General features: G+C 40.4%; 17 protein-coding genes. 13 read left to right on the top strand and 4 right to left on the bottom strand.

Features of this window, described 5'->3' with window-relative positions; genetic code table 11:
* Positions 1–57: 57 nt before the first annotated feature.
* The 7 genes from BUA11_RS07205 to BUA11_RS07175 all read left to right on the top strand — a co-directional run bounded on the left by BUA11_RS07205 (position 58) and on the right by BUA11_RS07175 (position 7,185).
* Entirely contained in the window at positions 58–600 is a 543-nt protein-coding gene (locus tag BUA11_RS07205) for a YceD family protein (RefSeq protein ID WP_072759966.1), read from the top strand.
* A 2-nt stretch (positions 601–602) separates the two neighbouring features.
* A complete protein-coding gene (gene rpmF, locus BUA11_RS07200; protein ID WP_072759965.1) occupies positions 603–785 on the top strand; it encodes a 50S ribosomal protein L32 in 183 nt (60 codons plus the stop codon).
* Positions 782–1,783 carry a phosphate acyltransferase PlsX gene (plsX, locus tag BUA11_RS07195; RefSeq protein WP_072759963.1) on the top strand — a complete coding sequence of 334 codons (1,002 nt, stop codon included), beginning with the start codon at positions 782–784 and terminating at the stop codon, positions 1,781–1,783. Before rpmF ends, plsX begins: the two co-directional genes overlap by 4 nt.
* Positions 1,784–3,595 carry a glutamine--fructose-6-phosphate transaminase (isomerizing) gene (gene glmS, locus BUA11_RS07190; protein WP_072759961.1) on the top strand — a complete coding sequence of 604 codons (1,812 nt, stop codon included), beginning with the start codon at positions 1,784–1,786 and terminating at the stop codon, positions 3,593–3,595. It abuts the gene before it with no gap.
* A 185-nt stretch (positions 3,596–3,780) separates the two neighbouring features.
* Positions 3,781–5,013: an ATP-dependent Clp protease ATP-binding subunit ClpX gene (gene clpX / locus BUA11_RS07185; protein WP_072759959.1), complete on the top strand. Its 1,233-nt coding sequence runs from the start codon at positions 3,781–3,783 to the stop codon at positions 5,011–5,013.
* Positions 5,014–5,028: 15 nt separating this feature from the next.
* The gene (gene tsaD, locus BUA11_RS07180) at positions 5,029–6,042 is read left to right on the top strand and encodes a tRNA (adenosine(37)-N6)-threonylcarbamoyltransferase complex transferase subunit TsaD (RefSeq protein ID WP_072759958.1); all 1,014 of its coding nucleotides are present in this window, start codon (positions 5,029–5,031) and stop codon (positions 6,040–6,042) included.
* Positions 6,043–6,084: 42 nt separating this feature from the next.
* Complete coding sequence (locus BUA11_RS07175) at positions 6,085–7,185, top strand: hypothetical protein (RefSeq protein WP_072759955.1); 1,101 nt, start codon at positions 6,085–6,087, stop codon at positions 7,183–7,185.
* On the opposite strand, the gene BUA11_RS07170 is transcribed toward BUA11_RS07175, so the two are convergent.
* Genes BUA11_RS07170 through flgA form a run of 4 tightly spaced genes read right to left on the bottom strand, consistent with a single transcriptional unit; the run spans position 7,135 to position 10,141 of the window.
* The gene (locus BUA11_RS07170; protein ID WP_072759953.1) at positions 7,135–7,518 is read right to left on the bottom strand and encodes a rod-binding protein; all 384 of its coding nucleotides are present in this window, start codon (positions 7,516–7,518) and stop codon (positions 7,135–7,137) included. The two genes, BUA11_RS07175 and BUA11_RS07170, sit on opposite strands and share 51 nt — an antisense overlap.
* A 35-nt stretch (positions 7,519–7,553) precedes the next feature.
* Complete coding sequence (locus BUA11_RS07165) at positions 7,554–8,549, bottom strand: flagellar basal body P-ring protein FlgI (protein WP_072760101.1); 996 nt, start codon at positions 8,547–8,549, stop codon at positions 7,554–7,556.
* Between the two features lie 35 nt (positions 8,550–8,584).
* Positions 8,585–9,190 (bottom strand): flagellar basal body L-ring protein FlgH, encoded by a 606-nt coding sequence (locus BUA11_RS07160; protein WP_072759939.1) that lies wholly within the window; start codon positions 9,188–9,190, stop codon positions 8,585–8,587.
* A 3-nt stretch (positions 9,191–9,193) separates the two neighbouring features.
* Entirely contained in the window at positions 9,194–10,141 is a 948-nt protein-coding gene (gene flgA, locus BUA11_RS07155) for a flagellar basal body P-ring formation chaperone FlgA (protein ID WP_072759936.1), read from the bottom strand.
* Between the two features lie 147 nt (positions 10,142–10,288).
* Here flgA and BUA11_RS07150 point away from each other — a divergent pair, with 147 nt between their 5' ends.
* From BUA11_RS07150 to BUA11_RS07125, 6 genes are all read left to right on the top strand, one after another.
* Positions 10,289–11,392, top strand: a complete 1,104-nt coding sequence (locus BUA11_RS07150; protein ID WP_072759934.1) for a HEAT repeat domain-containing protein — start codon at positions 10,289–10,291, stop codon at positions 11,390–11,392.
* A gap of 33 nt (positions 11,393–11,425) precedes the next feature.
* Complete coding sequence (locus BUA11_RS07145; protein WP_084634399.1) at positions 11,426–12,268, top strand: CheR family methyltransferase; 843 nt, start codon at positions 11,426–11,428, stop codon at positions 12,266–12,268.
* Positions 12,258–12,575: a response regulator gene (locus tag BUA11_RS07140; RefSeq protein WP_084634398.1), complete on the top strand. Its 318-nt coding sequence runs from the start codon at positions 12,258–12,260 to the stop codon at positions 12,573–12,575. Before BUA11_RS07145 ends, BUA11_RS07140 begins: the two co-directional genes overlap by 11 nt.
* 64 nt (positions 12,576–12,639) lie before the next feature.
* Positions 12,640–15,204, top strand: coding sequence for a chemotaxis protein CheA (locus BUA11_RS07135; protein WP_072759930.1), 2,565 nt, complete (start codon positions 12,640–12,642; stop codon positions 15,202–15,204).
* Positions 15,197–17,155: a methyl-accepting chemotaxis protein gene (locus tag BUA11_RS07130; protein ID WP_072759928.1), complete on the top strand. Its 1,959-nt coding sequence runs from the start codon at positions 15,197–15,199 to the stop codon at positions 17,153–17,155. Before BUA11_RS07135 ends, BUA11_RS07130 begins: the two co-directional genes overlap by 8 nt.
* Before the next feature lie 11 nt (positions 17,156–17,166).
* The gene (locus BUA11_RS07125) at positions 17,167–18,009 is read left to right on the top strand and encodes a chemotaxis protein CheW (RefSeq protein ID WP_072759926.1); all 843 of its coding nucleotides are present in this window, start codon (positions 17,167–17,169) and stop codon (positions 18,007–18,009) included.
* Positions 18,010–18,289 lie beyond the last annotated feature (280 nt).

Here is an 18,289-nt window from a genome sequence, read left to right as displayed (position 1 = left end):
TTAACAAATCCCAAAAACAGGCTATAATTATCATACCAAAGTTCCGAGGTGATTTCAATGTGGGAAATCAATGTGAAAGAGGTAATAAAAGAAAAAGGAAAGGTTATTGAAGGATACTACAAACCTGAGAACATAGAACTCCACACCGGCACCTATAAAGTTTTACACGATGGTTTCAAAGTTCGAATGGTGCTCGCTCATGCTGATGATAAAATAGTTCTTGGCGGATATGTCAGAGGATATGTTGAGAGACCTTGTGACAGATGTTTGAAAATATCTGAAATGTACATTGACGGAGTCATCGAAGCGGTGTATACTTTTCAGAAGAAACAGCTTCCAAGAAATGAGGAGCTCAAAGATCTCACTAACGAAATACCACTGAATGGTGATATAATAGACTTAGAAGAGCGAATTGTCGAGGCCATTGTAAGCAGTGCGCCGGATGTTTTTGTTTGCAACCCAGACTGTAAGGGGTTGTGTCCATATTGTGGTGCCGATTTGAACGAAGAGCCTGACCATGTTTGCGAACATGCTCCAAAGGAAAATATAGATCCGAGATTCGAAAAATTGTTGAAAATCAAGAATAAACAGGAGGGATAACCATGGCAGTACCAAAGCAGAAACGTTCTCACAGCAGAACACACCACAAAAGAGCAAAGATTTACAAAGCATTCAGTGTTGCAGTGACAACATGCCCAAACTGTGGCGCTCCAAAACAACCACACAGAGTATGCCTCAACTGCGGCTACTACGGCAAGAAGCAGGTGTTTGAGGTAGCGAAATGATTCGCATAGCACTGGATGTAATGGGTGGAGATAAGGCGCCGGAAGAGACGAAAGCCGGCGCTTTGTTGTTTGCCGAGGAAATTAAAAAATCAAAAAAACATGTCCACCTCGTGCTTATAGGTACTGAAAATGATTTAAAAGATCTTGAGAACCATCCGCTCAAGAGCTATTTCTCCATCGAAATAGCCAGAGATTACCTGCCTATGGATATCAAACCAACGGACGCGCTCAGAAGAAAAGAAAGCTCCATGTATGTTGGTGCTCAGTTGCTCAGAGATAAAAAAATTGATGCTTTTGTAAGCGCTGGAAATACGGGAGCATTATTGGCTTGCGCTACACTTGTGGTTGGAAGAATTCCCGGAATAGAAAGACCGGCACTTGCAGTCCCGATTCCAAGTTTGAACGGCTTCACTGTCTTAATTGATGGCGGTGCAAATGCTGAAATAAGACCTGATTACTTACCACAATTTGCTGCAATGGGCATCGAATACGCTAAGATTCTCGGGAAAAGATTCCCAAAAGTAGGTCTACTAAACGTCGGTACAGAAGAAAATAAAGGTACCGAGATGCAAAAAATGGCTTATGCGCTCTTAAAACAGCGATTCGATAATACATTTTACGGGAATGTTGAAGGAAACGACATAGCTCTTGGAACTGTAGACGTTGTCGTAACTGATGGTTTCACCGGAAACGTGGCTTTGAAAACAATGGAAGGGGTTGCGAAACTCATTTCACATATATTAAAGCAAGAAGCCAAAAAGAGCATTGATGGAATTTTAGGGGCTTTCCTGTTCTCGAGAGTGCTAAAAAAACTCAAGAAAAACTTGGATCCAAGAACTTATGGTGGCACATTTTTCTTAGGCGTCGATGGAATAGTCGTTAAAGCACACGGCAACTCAGATAGAATAGCCATCAAAAACGCTTTAAACGTTGCCTTAAAAGGAGTCGAAGGCGGGCTGAACGAAAATCTAAAAAGGGAACTTGAGGGGTGGAAATAAATGTGCGGAATTGTTGGAATTATTGGACATGAATTTAAGGTAACTGATCTAATTGACGGACTAAAAAAACTCGAATACAGAGGATATGATTCAGCTGGATTGGCAGCTGTTAACGGTCAGGAACTTTTCTTGAGCAAAAGCGTTGGTCGTGTTGATACTTTAAGAAGTGTTGTTGAAGAAAATAAAGTCATAAAGGGCGGGATTGCGCACACACGCTGGGCTACGCATGGTGCTCCGAGCGATAGGAATGCACACCCACACACAGACTGTACAGGCAAAATAGCAGTTGTGCATAATGGAATAATCGAGAATTACCAAGAGCTAAAGACGGAGCTTATCCAGAAAGGTCATAAATTTAAATCAGAAACAGATACAGAAGTAATAACCCACTTAATAGAGGAAAATTACAAGGGTGATTTATACAAGGCTGTTCTTGATACCTTAAAACACCTTAAAGGTGCATTCGCAATAGCTGTTATCCACTCAGACCATCCTAACGTAATGGTTGGTGCAAGAAAAGGAAGCCCGCTTGTTGTCGGTTGCAACAACGAACTCTGCGTATTAGCTTCTGACGTCACGCCAATCATCAAATACACACGAGATGTCGTCTTCCTCGAAGACGGCGATGTTGTGTTTATAGAAGGCAACAAAATGAAAATCACAGATTTTTCGGGTAATACTGTGATAAGAAAACATACAAACATCACTTGGGACGAATCTGCCGCTGAAAAAGGCGGATTCAAACACTTCATGCTCAAAGAAATTGATGAAATACCAGAATCGATAGAAAGCGCGTTGGTCGGACGCTTTGACGACGACTACAATCCAGTCATGCACGAACTCGATGAATTTAATATAGAAAAGATAAAGAGAATACTCCTCGTAGCTTGCGGTACAAGCTACCATGCAGGCTTAGTGTTCAAGTACTTTGCAGAAAAATACCTTAACGTCGACGTCCTGATAGACGTTGCTTCCGAATTCAGATACAGACCGATAAGAATTGACGATGAAACACTGACCATAGCCATATCGCAATCTGGCGAAACAGCTGACACGCTTGAAAGCATAAGAGCTGTTAAAAAAGCCGGCGGAAAAGTCGTCGCCATTTCTAACGTCGTTGGTTCAACAATCACAAGAGAAAGCGACGTTACTTTATATATGAACGCAGGTCCAGAGATCGGTGTTGCCGCTTCCAAAACTTACGTCAACCAGCTTATACTCCTTTACACACTTGCACTCTACATGATTAAGAAAAGAAACCTCTGGACAGAAGAGCACAAAAAGATTGCAAAACAAATAGTTTCGTCGGCAAATCTTATAAAGAAGATAATCTCAAATAAAGAGATAGAAAGAGTTTCTGACCACTACAAAAACTACCAACACTTCATGTATATCGGAAGAGGAGTAAACACGGCAACTGCGCTCGAAGGTGCTCTCAAACTGAAAGAAATAAGCTACATCAACGCCGTTGGATACCCCGCAGGCGAATTAAAACATGGTCCTATAGCACTCCTCGACCCAACATTCCCAGTGTTCGCAATAGCTCCAAAAGACAGTCTGTATGAAAAAATGAGGAGTAACATAGAAGAAACAAGGGCAAGAAACGCAAGGATACTCACAATCGCTACCGAAGGCGACACCGAAATACAGAAGATATCGCACGATGTACTGTACGTACCTGAAGTCCATGAAGATCTGTACCCGTTGGTAATCGCACCAGTAATTCAATTGTTTGCTTACTACATAGCCGATAAGAGAGGCTACGACCCAGACAAGCCAAGAAACCTGGCAAAGAGCGTGACGGTGGAGTAATCAACATAAAAAGCAGAAATCCCGGCACCAATGGTGCCGGTTTTTATTATTAACAAAATTTTATTTACTCTTAACTTCTTAGAATTTGTAAAAACTTTTATTTTGGTTTATAATATCATCGTATAATAGTATTGCTATCTGTTCGAAAGCCGAATCGGATAAGGTAAGTTTGAAGGAGGTTAGGTATGGCCCAAAAGTTTTGTTCTTTCTGCGGACGCGCAGCGGATAAGGTGGAAAAACTCATAGCAGGACCCGGAAATGTCTACATCTGCAGCGAGTGTGTTGAGCTCTTCCACGATATATTGCAGAGTGATAAGAAAATTAAACCAGCAGGAATAGGTACAAGAGAAAGGAAAGAATTACCAACTCCATCACAGATAAAAGCGGAGCTCGATAAGTACGTAATCGGACAGGAGCGCGTTAAGAAGATACTCTCCGTTGCGGTATACAATCACTATAAGCGTGTGTTCTTCGGTAAAGACACGTCAGATGTCGAGATTGAGAAATCGAATATAATCCTCATAGGACCAACAGGAAGCGGTAAGACATTGATGGCAAGAATCCTTGCCAAGATTCTTGATGTGCCTTTCGCAATCGCAGATGCAACACCTCTAACAGAAGCTGGATACGTCGGTGAAGATGTTGAAAACGTTGTATTGAGACTGCTCGAAGTGACGAACTTTGACGTTGAACGCGCACAGTACGGAATCATATACATAGACGAAATAGACAAGATTGCAAGAAAATCGCCAAACCCATCTATAACAAGAGATGTAAGTGGTGAAGGTGTCCAAAAAGGCTTACTAAAAATTGTCGAGGGAACAATCGCAAACGTTCCACCGCAAGGTGGAAGAAAGCACCCATATCAAGAATTCATTAAAGTTGACACGACTAACATACTCTTCATCGTCGGCGGTGCTTTCGACGGACTCGATGAGATAATCAAGAGAAGAATCGAAGGCAGCACAATCGGATTCAACGCACCAATAAAGAGCAAAGAGCAATTAAGCCTTGGCGAGATACTCAAGCATGTCACGCCTGATGACCTCGTCCAGTACGGACTCATGCCGGAATTCGTAGGAAGGTTCCCAGTCATAGGTACGCTCAGTGACCTCAGCGTTGAAGACTTGGTTCGCATCCTCAAAGAGCCAAAGAACGCCGTTCTTAAACAGTACAGAAAACTCTTCGAAATTGATGGCGTTGAGCTTGAGATATCGGAAGAGGCACTGTACGCCATAGCGAAGGAAGCACTGAGAAGGGGAACTGGCGCAAGAGCCTTAAAGAGCGTGTTTGAAGAGGTAATGATAGACATCATGTTCGATATACCAGACCTCAAAGCGGTTGAAAAGGTTATCATCACAGAAGAATGCGTAACAAAACGCGAAAAGCCGAAGATATATATGAAAGAATCAGCATAATGAGAGGAATCTGACATGCTCGTACTCGGAATAGAAACAAGCTGCGATGAAACATCGATTGCACTTGTTAACAACAACGATGTTATTCTTAACCTTGTCTATTCGCAGATACAAACTCATAAGAAATTCGGCGGAGTTGTGCCGGAAATCGCTGCAAGGGAGCATTTGAAAAAGCTCCCGATTCTTTTTTCTCAACTCGTGAAAGAAACACAAATAGACATCAATGAAATCGATGGAATAGCAGTTACGAAAGGTCCTGGACTTATCGGTGCACTCCTTGTTGGCGTTTCTTTTGCCAAGGGACTCGCTATAAGATACAACAAACCTCTTGTTGGTGTGAATCACATCGTTGGACACGTTTATGCCAATTATCTCGCTTACCCAGAACTCAGACCTCCGTACATCGTATTGATGGTTTCGGGAGGGCATACGTTAATACTGAAAGTCAATGAATCGATGCACATAAAGATAATCGGTAGAAGCGTAGATGACGCAGTCGGTGAAGCTTTTGACAAAGTTGCAAGGCTGCTTGGACTTGGATATCCTGGCGGTCCAGAAATCGACAGGATTTCAAAAGATGGTAATCCAAAGACTTTTGGATTTCCAAGACCGAAGATGTACGATCCCGACTACGACTTCAGCTTCTCCGGGTTGAAAACTTCCGTGCTCTACGAAATCAAGAGATTAAAGGATGCAGGGATTGAAGAACTTCCGATTAAAGACCTCGCAGCAAGTGCTCAAGAAGCAATGATCGATGTGTTGTTGCACAAAACCACAAAAGCAGCTAAGGATTTCGGAATAGAAAATATAGTCCTCGCAGGTGGCGTTGCTGCGAATAGCCGCCTTCGCGAGAAACTTGCTGAATACACTTTGGAATTTAACTTTTTCATTCCTCCTCTTGAATTTTGCTCAGACAACGCCGCAATGATAGCCCGTGCTGGAATGGCATTGCTTGAAGACGGCAAAAACGATGGACTGGGACTTGAACCGTCGCCAAATCTCTTTGAAATGATTGGAGATGAATGGTGAAGAAAATGGTAGGAATTCAGTGGTGAGCAAGTGGTGAGATAGGTGGGAAATTACATAATCGAGGTCGACTCAGAACAAATCAGGCAAGCTATCAAAAAGGCAGATAAGGTTTGCGGCACACTTGAGCCTTCTATGAGAAAGCTCACATTCTTTGCGGAAAATGAGAAGCTTTATCTGAAAGCTTCAGATGGTTGCTTTACCGGATTCTTCCCTCTCACCACATTTTTCTACAAATCACTCCATCCGTTCGAGATACCACTCGATGTTGTGAAACAGTTCGTATCTGAACTGAACGGTAAACTCACGTTGTCATTCCAAGATGGAATACTTACGCTCAAGTCCCAAAATGAGCTTTTGCGCCTGAGAATGAACTTTATACAAGAAGAGATTAAATTACCAAGGTTTGAGAACAAAGTAGTTTTCCAAAAAAAGCGTATCCTCTCTGAGCTTGATTTTGTTTCATGCTTTCTTGAAGAAGGTAGCTATACAGATTTATTCTACGCTTTTGACCGACTTGAGATTGTATCAAGCCATCTTGGGCTTATTGCATATTCAAAGATTGAGAATAGGCCTACAAATGAGCAATCCGATGGTACGGGCGAAAAACCAGAAAGGTTCTCTCTGAGCATTCCGTACGTTTCAACAAGACATCTTCTAAAAGCATTAGATACAGAAGAAACCGACAGTATAGAGCTTTCTTATAACCCAAATTCAGATAAGCTTCTTATATACTGCGGTGATGTTTACACGATATGTGGAGATAGACCTGAGCGGGCACCTGATAGAATTAGGGAAGTCGTGCGGAGTATTGTACCTGTCGCACGCGTGTACAAAGAACAAATCCAAAGGCTTCTGCGCCGTTCACTCATCTCAGGAAGGTTCTCCGATGTAGAGGTGTACTCAAGGCATGATGAAATCGTTGTAGTCTCCCAGCAAGGCTCGATTGCATACAAAGGTTCAGTCAACGCCGAGGCAAGTGCTGAATTTTCAGTGAAGACAAAGGCATACTTGCTGAGAAGTGCACTTAACAGGATAGGAAGTCAGTACGTAGTGATAGGAAATTCAGGTGAGTTCACACTTTTCAGCTCGCCGTCACTCTCCAGATTCCTTATTTTGAGAAATCAGAGAGTTCAGGGCGTTTAACATATTCATTTTATTCTCGAAACTCTTAGCCGAGTTAACATCTTCGCTCAAGGTCTTACCGCCCAAGCTTCTGTATATCATATCCGACAAGTCCTTTAAGTCTGTTCTTGCAGCTTTTAGTGAGTACTGTTGCAAGAGCATCTCTCTGAACCAGCGCTCGCCAAAGCTTTCCTGTAAAAGTCCACTCTTTGGTACTGTATCATACATCTTTTTGAATACCTCGTACACGTACCAAGCAGCAAACTCCTCGGAGACCTTCCGGAGCTGTTTTTGATATTCTGGCGAATTGAAATTCTTTGTAAGTTGCTCTATTTTCTTTATATCAATTCCCATTTTCCGCTCCCTCCATAATAACAGAGAGTTTCACATCACATAATCTTCAGCTGAGCAAAGAGCGCACCTGCTTTGTACAGTTCCTGGACGATTGCGATAATATCCTGTGGTGTTGCGCCGAGTGATTTAAGCGCTGTAACAAGGTTTCCAATCGTTGCCTGCTTGTCGCCTATCTGACCGTTGGATATAACAACGACGAAATTACCATAAGAAAGTACGAAATCAGAAATCTTCACGTCCCCACCGAAGACAATTGTCCCAGTTCGCTCGTTAATTACAACCTGTGCGATTGTATCAAGTGGAACTTCTATCTCTTCTAAGAGCGCCAAGAAAGAAATCACATCATCAGCGAATACGTTCGGTATATTCACCTTTATGCTCGCTGCATCGACTGCTTTTGCAATATTAACTCCGAATTTTGTATTTATTGCCACAGCTGTTCTTGCAGCGTTTGTAAAATCAGGTCTATCCAAAAGTATCGTAATAGAATTAGCATCAACGATGCTCATTGGTATCTCTCTTTCAACTATAGCACCACCCGGTATGTAGCCTACAACCGGAAATCTCTTTTGAAGGTTTGCAGTCCCTTTAACTTCTTCGCCACCAACCGAAACTGGACCTTGTGCAACGGCATATACATTTCCATCAGCACCGTACAACGGTGTTTGAACAAGAATCCCATTTCTCAAGCTCTTCGCATCATTTATACTTGCTATTTCAACATCGAGCCTCATGCCGGATTTATAGAACGGTGGTATATCAGCAACGACCATGACAAGAGCGACGTTCCTCGTTTTTAAGTCGTTTGGATTCACACTTATGCCAAAATTTTTCATCATATTCGCCAGGAGTGTTGAATTCAAAGTACCGCTATCACCAGTACCGTTTAGACCGACAACAAGTCCAACACCAAAAAGCTGGTTATCCCTTGCACCGCGGAATTTTGCAAAGTCTTTTATCCTCACATTTGCTGCAAAAATTGTCGATATGCTGAGTAGTGCGATTAGAATTACAACTACCGTCCTTTTCATTCTCATCACCTATCACTTCCTTGTCCTTACTATTCTTACTTGAACAAACCTGCGATGGCAGAGAGTAACAAACCAAGCCAAGAACTCTGCTGCGGGTCATCCTGGAAAACAACCTTTCCGTTTTCCCAAATTTGTGCGTTTATGAGGTCTGTTGAATTTACTATATTTCCCGGTTTTATCGCCTGTGGGTGCACCCAGCCGGTAATTATTATCTCTCTTAGGTCATTTCCCACCTTAATCTGCTTTCTACCTTCTAAAAACATCTTACCAGTCGCGTCCACTTCCTTGACGACTGCGGTTAATTCGATGACAGCATTAGCCTGGCTCTTGTTGTCCCTCTTGTCTGTGCTCGATGAATTAGCTGGCAAATACTTGCTCAGGTCGAGTCCGACGAGCTTTGTCCCAGTGTTTATGGCATTTATAAACGCACCGGTAAGAGAATTAACTTGCGAGGAAGTTGAAATCCTCGGCGATTCATAAACGGCTATAGTTACGTAGTCGCCAACTTTTGAAGGTTTGTATGTACCTAAAAGATTTTGAAACTGAGGATTTGTGGATGACGTGTAAAGAGATGTTGAAAAACCAACGGATGTAAACAGAATAAAGAAAACAACAAAACTTAGATAGTTTATCTTCTTCACGAGTCACTTCACCTCCAAAACGCTCACACTTCCGTCTTCTTTCACAGTACCTGTTATTATTGCCCCATTATCCAAATTCTTCAATCTAATTACGTTCCCTACATACCCATGCTCTAAAGCTTGTACTAACGTTGATACCATTATTCCACCTACAACACTATAAGCTTTAACAAGCTGACCTTTGACGATAATCGGGACATCTTTCATATACCTTTGATCCAAAATCTCGTCTTTGAGAAAGACCTTATCAGTCATGAGTGGCAAATCTTCTTCAAAAACAGGGACTTTATTTAAGGTTAAAACATTGACCTCAACGTACTTTACATCGTTTACACCTATAATTTCTCCCTTATCTACTTTTCTATTTACAGATGCCACCTTCCTAATTAAGATAGCATCATACTGTAGAGTCACATAACCAACCGTCCGGCCGGACTTTTTGAATGTCACCCTAACAAACGGATACGCTTTGTTTGAAACTTGAACGGAAATTTGATAACTATCGTGCTCTAACAACTGACCTGTCTGGCTCTTCAACTTGAAAACGGTATCTTTGGGATAGTGTTTTGATAACTCTTCTATGACTCTCTGAGGTAATGAGTGACTATCTAAAATATCCTGTTGTCTGCCTTCAAGATTGACCTCTGTTGCCCTCGCTTGTACAAAGACAGGCACGTCATCAATTACAGCATCAACAACTCCGACGCGTTTTTTTATTAGATTCACGAGATATCTCTTGTTTAGCAATATCGAATTGCCAACTGGCAAGTATGCAACGATTATCTTTTCAAGCACTTCTGGTGGTACATCAGTGTCTGAAGCCTCGGTGAGTTCCAACATTGTCACCGGACCGCCGGAAGTAACGACGGAGTTCTTAAATGAAACATTGTAAGGAAAAAATGTAGATGAAGCAAAGATCACTACAACAACGAGCAATAAGTACCTGTTCATAGTCACTCACACCTTTTGAATTAGAATACATATTCTACTGAATAATTTTACCATACATCATAAAAAAGCACTCTTTGTTAAGCTGTATTTACAAATAAAAAAGTGATATAATATTCATGTGAACTTTCAACACCCAGGAGGGATAGGATGCTCCCCTATGAAGAAGGTACATTTCAAAAGCTTGATAAAATAGAAAAAAACATTATCACGCAAAATTACGTGGACGATGATATAGATTTCCTACTCAATATACTAAATTCAGATAGTCCACGAGTTCTCATTGAACGAGCTTCTTTGATCCTTTCCAAGATTCAGTCGCCTGACATAGCGGATAAAGTAGCAACCTTACTCTTCTCGGAAAATGCACATGCGAGGAATGTTGGGTCGGTTATATTAGCCCAAATCTGGCCAGCTTCGAGGGAAGCATTGGAAAAATTAGTCGAGCATCCAAACAAGCATATTCGAAAACATGCACTCGATATATTAAACATGACGCAAAGTCCTGATGCGGTAGAAATAATTGCAAAAGGATTAGATGATCCGGAGCTGAACAACGTTATAGCTGCTGTCGAATATATAGGCGAATACTACGAGTCAAAGTATGTAGACAAAATGATAGACGTTATGAACCGAATAAATGAACCGATGCTTATATCTACAGCTTTAGAATCACTTGAGAAAATCTGCGACGAAACCTGCTTTACAAAACTCCCATCGATAATCTCTCCGATAGATATTTATACCCCAATAATACTCCCCTCCTTTTTGCGTTTTTTGAGCGCCATATCAAGAAAAGAAGACATCGAATTCATTGAAAAGGCCATCGAGCAGAAGGACATTTATTACAAGGAATTAATAGACTTCCTCAAATCATACACCTCAAAGTATGCCGCTTCATTGGACAAGCCAGAGAAGTTGAAGCTTATAAAATACACTTGCGAATTACTCAACTCTGAGCAAACGCCTTCTGTTAATAAATACGAACTTGTACGGTTAATGGCTCATTTTGAACCCGATTACTTAATTTCAAATATTTCAGAACTCCTTGATAACAAAGACAAATACATCGTCGTAGCTGTCTTAGATTTTATCGGATCAGCAAATTCAGACATCCTAAAATCATGCGGACATGTAAAGCCAAGAATACTTGAAATAATCCAGGATGCATCAAAGAATCTTGAAGGCTTTGAACAAGCTGCATTGTACGTAGCGGCAATGCGGGCATTGCATAACTTAGAAAGTGACTATTAGTTTCTCAAACATATTCTCCTGGGGTGAATGACTTTGGAACTTGGCTACAGAGAATTTAAGGAAATAAGGGATATCGTTTATCAGAAATGTGGAATCTACATCAATGACGAACAGCTGTACATAACAAACTTGAAGTTGCAAGAACGACTAAAAGTTCTTGGAATCGATGATTTCAGGGAATACCTCAAATATTTAAAATTCTTGGATAAAGATAAAAGTGAGCTTAATGAATTGATACAGAGCATCACCATCAATGAAACATACTTTTTTAGGGAATTTCCACAGCTTCAAACATTTGCAGAGTATTGTATCCCGGAATTAATAGAAAACGGCAATAGAACATTCAAGGTCCTTTCGGCTGGCTGTTCGAATGGCGCAGAACCCTACACACTTGCAATCATTTTGAGAGAAATGTTAGAAGATGATTTTTCCTATTGGGTCGATGCAATTGATATTGATGATAACGTATTAAAACAGGCGGTAAGAGGTGTTTATCAAGAACGAGATGTTAGGAATGTACCGTCTAAATATTTGGAGAAGTATTTTTTCAAAGATGGAAACTCTTATGTCTTAAATAGCGAAATAAAGCGTTTTGTAAAGTTCTACAAGGTTAACCTTATGGACACTGAAAGAATGTTAATGCTTGGTCAAAACTATGACTTCATATTTTGCAGGAATGTTCTGATATACTTCTCTGACATATCCAAAAAAGATGTCATCCAAACATTTTACAGAATGCTTGTTCCGGGAGGCTTTCTCTTCTTAAGTCAAGTAGAGTCTTTGGCGCGGATATCCACTTCTTTCAACACAAGAAGGATAAACAATGTGGTTGTTTATCAAAAACCTACAGGAATGGTGATGACAGATGAGCTCTAAAATCCTGATTGTCGATGATTCCAAAACTACAAGAAACTACCTTGCGCATATACTTAGATTCGCAGGTTATGAGGTTTTAGAAGCCGTGGATGGTTCACAGGCTATTGAAATATTGGTATCACACCCACAGAATTCATCAATAAGGTGTATAATCACCGATATAAACATGCCGGTACTCGACGGCATAACTATGATAAAAAGAATACGAAAAGAGCTGTCGCTTAATTTACCGATAATAGTTGTTACCACTGTAGATGAAAGGAATGAACAAAGAGTTGCCAGGAATCTGGTGCAAGTGCCTACGTAATAAAACCAATTCTACCAGACTCCATCATAGAATTGGTAAAACAAATATTGGAGGAAGGAAAAGGATGAAATTCCAAAAAGAAGAATTTGAGATAGTTCGTGCAATAATTGAAGAGGTGGAGACGTTGCTTTCAAAAGCAGAAGAGATAATAGTAATAAACCAGTGGTCTGAATCACAGCTGACTGACTTGATAAGGGCTTTCCACACTATTAAGGGCGTTGTAGGTTTCCTACAATTGCAAGATGTCGTAGAACTTTCACATTTCATTGAGAGCTCACTGAAAGACGTTCTTAATTCAGGCGTTGAGCCAACACACAAACTTATCGATTTTATGTTTGACAGCATTAACGAAGTGCGGAAAATATGCTCTCAGCTTGAGGATATAGTACGCGAAAGCACAGAATTTATAGAGATAAAACCAGAGAATTTTCAACTCAGCAATCTTTTGACTCAGGCAAAATCACTAAACGAAGAGCCTTCGGAACAAAAAGAAGAGAGTTACAGCAAGGATGAGGAAAATGTTAAAGAGAACACTAACACAGAAGGCAAACAAGAAGAGCAAACAAGTACACAGGAGAAAAAATTCGAGCATGAACTCGCACAAAGTACTCTTAAAGATTTTTTAGACGAGCTTGAAGATAGAATACAGGAATTAGATCGACTTATCCAGGATTATGAAAAGACATTTGAAAAGGACGTAGCCCACTCTATCATGAGAACTTTTCACAGCATAAAAGGTGGTGCAAGGTTGGTACTTTCCCTATCTCAAGAAATCGGAAACATCATAAAGTCGTTAGAAAACATCAAAAATCTCCAAGAATTAGTGCATTTGGCTGAAACGTACGTGTCGAGCAAAATTCAGTTGGGTGAAAATGCTGATATTGAAATTCTTTATGAAATAGTCGATATTATTGTAGAATTTCAGAACGCCATATCTTCCGATACACCTTTTGAAGAAACCGAGAGACTTAACGTTTTACTGGAAAGACTGTCAGAAACAACCAGTAAGAAAGAACACGAGAAACCAAAAGTACAACCATATAAAGTAACTGAAGCTTTATCAGAATCGCAGATAAATGACCTGATTTCAGAGCTTATGAATCTTTTGAACAATTTTGATTCAAAAACTCCGATTGAAAAATCAGAAACTTCCCGAATCGCATTGAGTTTGGCGGAAACAATTTGCGAAACATTTGAAAGACTTGGCAGAAAAGAAGAAGCATTGCGCGTTTCAAGTATAAAGGAACACTTAGATTCAGGCGATGTAAAGAGTGCGTTAGAACAACTGAATACAATTCTCAAAGAGGCTCCGCGAATCGCACCTGAAAAGCGTCAAGAAACACCTAAAACGCGAATAGAGTCAGAAAAGCCAAAATCACCAATCTCTTCAGAACTCCAGACTATAAGGGTGGCAAAAACTAAAATCTACGAGATTTACAAAATTGCAAGTGAATTCATCACGATGAAAAACGAACTCAGACATCTTATTAGAACAAGCCACTTTACTGATAATGCAGCAGAAGTTATTGAGAATTTCGAGAGAAAGTTTTCGAGGCTTACGTACGAATTGTCGAATGTAGCTTTGGATGTCAGAAAGATACCGTTAAGATACCTTTTTAACCAATTCCGTAGAACAACACGAGAGCTCGCTAAAAACTTGGGCAAAAAAATAGAAGTTATTGTTGAAGGTGAAGATGTAGAGGTTGATAGAGATATCGTAGAGTTACTTGTGGATCCCATAACGCACATGCTCAGGAATGCGGTAGATCATGGAATAGAGTATCCTGAAGAACGAAAACAATTCGGCAAACCAGAAACCGGTACTGTAAAGATTTCTGCGAGCTACAGTGGTAACTTCGCAATGATTGAAATAAGCGATGACGGGAGAGGTTTTGACACGAAAAAGATAAAAGAAAAAGCCGTGAAACAAGGCCTTATTAGCAAGGAAGAAGCAGATAAGCTTTCAGAGAAGGAAGTAGCGAATTTAATATTCCTTCCCGGATTTTCAACAAAGGATCAAGTCAGTCAGATCTCCGGACGCGGATACGGAATGGATATAGTATTGTCAACGATGAACAAAATCGGCGGGCAGGTCAATCTTGACTGGATCCCCTCCAAGGGTTCAAAAATAAGTTTAAAAATACCACTACATACACTCTACATTAAAGCACTGATATTTAAAGTTGAAAATCGAAAATTCGCCATCCCAATGGAATACCTCCAGGCCGTACAGAACATCCACATCAAAGACATCCATTCGTACAAGAATCAACAATTCATCAGATATATGACGGAATTAATACCTATCTTCTCAGCAAGAGATTTGCTCAGCAGTTCAGGTAGTCCATCTACGCAAAGCACGTTTGATAAACGTGGCAAATACTACGCTTTGATTGTCAAAACAGAAAAAAGCAGGTTTGCGCTAACTGTGGATAAGATAATAGAAGAAGGCGAATATGTTGGAATGGAACTTCCATACGGCAGTCCGGGAAACTTCTATAGCGGAACGACGATTACCGGCGATGGAACAGTAGCCTTGATTCTTGATCCTGACAGGTTCTGGCAGTTCTTGACTTTGTCACTGAGAAATAAGGATAGAATACCGGAGGTGGAGGGCAACCATGGATAAAAAGAGGCTCGAGGTACCAGATGGTGAGAAGAAGATAGCAGATGTTCATGTACAACCATCAGAACTTAGCACGGAAAAACCTGAGAATGTCGGCGAAACTATTCAGAAAGCGCAAACAACTTTATCGGAAAGTAAATTGAGTGCAAGACAGACAGCCTTTGCTGAGCGCATCATATGGGCGGCGGAGCAATTAAGCTCAACTGTCGAAGAATCCGCAGCAGCTATACAACAAATACAAAAAACAATGGAACAGTTGGCAACAATGGCTCAAGAATACGCTTCCACAGCCGAAGAATCAAAGATAGCAGTTAACGAAATAAACAAATCGGTAGCAAGTATAAAAGCCTCTCTCTCCAAAATTAAAGAAGATGCTGAGAACTCGCAAACGTTATCGCAAAACACGTCATTTTATATCCAAGACATAATTAAAACCGCTAACATAATTAATAAAAGAAACACAGAGATTCTAAACGTTGTCAGTACGCTTGGCAGAGAATTGGCTGATTTGTCGCATATTCTTAGCGACGTTTTGGACATAGCGGATGACATAACTATCCTCTCTTTGAATGCAGCAACAGAAGCTAACAGAGCGGGAGAAGTGGGGGCAGGCTTTTCCGTTGTCGCCGATGAAATAAGAAATCTTGCCCAAGAAGCGGAAAAGCAGGCAGAGACCGCAAAATCAGTCTTCGACAATCTGCAAAAGGCATCAAATGATATAGCAAACAACAGTGAAAGTCTGACAAGTGCTACCCAAGATTTGAAAAAGACAGGCGATGCGATTTCACAAATCTTAGATGAGATAACAACCAAATTTCAGGATCTCATTTCCAGCATCTCAAAGCAAAACGAGGATTTTGATCTCGTAAAGGAACTGTCTGATCAAATGCTGAGGAATTTCCTCGAAGTTGAGCTACAGGCATCGCAGATAGCAAGTGCTACTATACAATCTTCAACAGCGCTCAATCAAGAGGTGAAAACTTTTGCAAACCTTAACAAATACTCACAGAATTTGCTTTCTCTCTCGGGCGAGTTAAAGTCATCGAAAAATCTGCCTTTACTAACTCAGAAACTTTCCAACGCGGCAAGGGAATTGCGCGATTATGTTCAGGACATTTCAACATCGAGTCATCAAGTTGGAGCAGCTCTTAATCAGCTTACTAAATCGTCCTCGTTCTTGAGTCAGATGGTTGAAAAACTTTCAAATATAGCTGGAAAACTTGTGAATCAATCTACTGACATAACGAAAATGGTCAACGATAACAAAGGAATGATACCAGAACTCTTGAGATTTGTAGAGGCAAATTTCTCCGCCGTACAAGATCTTAGTGCAAAACTAATTAATATAAATGATATTTTGGATAAACTCCTTCAAGGCATCGGAAAAATAAGGACATACTTCGATGACGTTGAAAGAATACTCGCGAAGATAGATAAAATCGCACTAAAGACAGGTACACTTGCCGTCAGCGGTTTCATTGAAGCCTCGAGGGCAGGAGAGTACAAGAAAAACTTTATCGTTCTCTCCAACGACATTCGAAATTTGGCTTTGGAAATTGAAAACAATGCCGAACAAATGAAAAATCATCTCCAAAAGATCCTGCCAACAGCCTCGAAAATATGGGACTTGTTAGAATCTTCTATTAAAGAAACTGAACAGGAAATTGAGAAGTCGAATTTTGCAATTGAATACACTGAAGATCTCAAGGAAAAGATAACTTCACTTGACACCGCATTTAATGCTATGAGCAGCGAGCTGAATTCGGTGAACTCTGCAATAGAGGAAAGCAACAAAGCGCTCGAACAACTGAAAATAGCCATTGTAGATTCAGCATTCTCTATTGAGCAAGCCTCTCTGGCAATGAATAACAAACTCGCTGGTCTTGATGTGATAAATGAAGTTTCAGAAGAAATAATTGATGTCGTTGAGAACTTGCGAAAGATAGTTAAGTAGGAGGGAAAAAGATGCCCTCTGAGAAGATGCTCGTATTTGCTTTAGAAGAAAATGATTTTGCCGTTCCTTTGAATTTTGTCTCAGGCATTGCTCAAATATCAAACATAACACCGTTACCACTCGCAACAGAAGAAGTTGCAGGGCTTGTAAATTATTACGGAAAAATTCTGATAGTAGTCGATTTGAAAATACTCATCAAAGATTCGGAAAAAGCTGTGGGTGGAGAGGAGAACTTTCAAAACGCAAGAATAGTTATATTGAACAACGAAGGTCTTGAAATAGGGATAATTGTCGACAGAGTGAAAGGCATAATGGAGGTAGAAGGCAACAATTTGAAACACTCTAATGAACCAGAAGGGGTAATAGTTTCGCATCAGTACGTCGAAAAAGGTGTGGTTATAAACATATTGAATGTTCAAAGCTTGTTTAAAAAATACATGAAAGAGGAAAAATTTGCGGAAGGAAAAATAATTAAGGCAGAGCAAGAAGTGCTCCAAAAAACTTCTGAAAACGAGTTCGTAATTTTTTCATCAGGCAAGAATAGTTATGCTGTCAGCTCTTCAGAAATTCAGTACATAATCAAGGACGCAAAAGTTCACACTGTTGCCAACGCTCCAAAAGAAGTGATCGGTAAAATTGAATTTGACGGTGTGTTAGTACCAGTCGTAAGTTCTGAATATTTGCTTGCAGGTAAAACTGATAAAACACAAAAAAGGTTCTTGATTATCAGAAATGGTAATAAATTATTTGGCATAGGAGTCAGTAAAGTAGAGCGCGTTGTAAAGCTTATGCCAGAGGATATCTACTACCCTCCTCGTATAATAAGTTCGGTAAAAATTAAAATTGGTCTTTGAAAATTGAATGCATATTTTTTAACACCTCTGGTAAAATAGTTTCAGGTTGCCCCTCCTTGAGACTTTGTTCTCTTAAATAAGATTGCCTAACTAGAGTACAGCTTTTTACTTGCCGGAAAATGTTTTGCCTCGTTTTCTTATGTACCGCGAGGTTGTAAGGCTGTACTCAATCCGGAGGTGATTCCTTTGGCTATTTTAGCTATTGATGTCTCAAAGAACTATCTTTCTTTCTTTTCTGATTTCATCGGTAGTGGGACTGTTGAGAACTCTCCTCAAGGTA

Source organism: Fervidobacterium gondwanense DSM 13020 (assembly GCF_900143265.1).
Classification (GTDB): Bacteria; Thermotogota; Thermotogae; order Thermotogales; family Fervidobacteriaceae; genus Fervidobacterium; species Fervidobacterium gondwanense.
This window is presented reverse-complemented; position numbering and strand designations above follow the sequence as displayed.